At 73.0% G+C, this 507-nt stretch carries 2 protein-coding genes; both read left to right on the top strand.

Annotated features, from left to right (window positions below; genetic code table 11):
- Window positions 1-187: hypothetical protein (locus ACR9ZK_RS21655; RefSeq protein WP_481344025.1), on the top strand; the 187-nt coding region annotated here is incomplete at its 5' end.
- A 92-nt stretch (window positions 188-279) separates the two neighbouring features.
- On the top strand, window positions 280-507 hold a 228-nt coding region (locus tag ACR9ZK_RS21650; RefSeq protein WP_481344024.1), incomplete at its 3' end, for a hypothetical protein.

Below are 507 nucleotides of genomic sequence, written 5' to 3'. Positions count from 1 at the left end.
TCCGTCGTCGGCAGCGTCAGATGTGTATAAGAGACAGCCCGAGGACTGGTTCGCCAGGCGGAGCAACGCCGACTGCGCACGCCAACCCGACCTCAGCCCACCGCCGGTTCACCGGGCGGAGCAACGCCGACGGCGCCCCGCACCCCGCCTCGTCCCGGGACCGGCTCGCCAGGCGGAGCAACGCTGAGCAGCGACGTCCCCGCCCACGCGACGCCGGAGGGCCAGCAGGACGGCGCGGCGCCGCGACCTGTAATCGCCTGTGTGGCAGGGTGTCCCATCGTGCCCCGCCGCTCCCGCCTGCTCGTCTCAGCCGCCACCGCCTCCGTGCTCCTCGGGGGTTGCGGGCTCCCGAACTCGAGCCCGTGGTCGCCCGGTGGGCGGCCACACGCGTCGACCCGCGTCGACGCTCACGGGACACTCCCGACGACGCCCGCGCCCGCGAGCACCCAGGTCACGAGCACTCCGGCCACCTGTCTCTTATACACATCTGACGCTGCCGACGACGGA

It is taken from the genome of Monashia sp. HAY1-5C (genome assembly GCF_056755255.1).
This window is presented reverse-complemented; position numbering and strand designations above follow the sequence as displayed.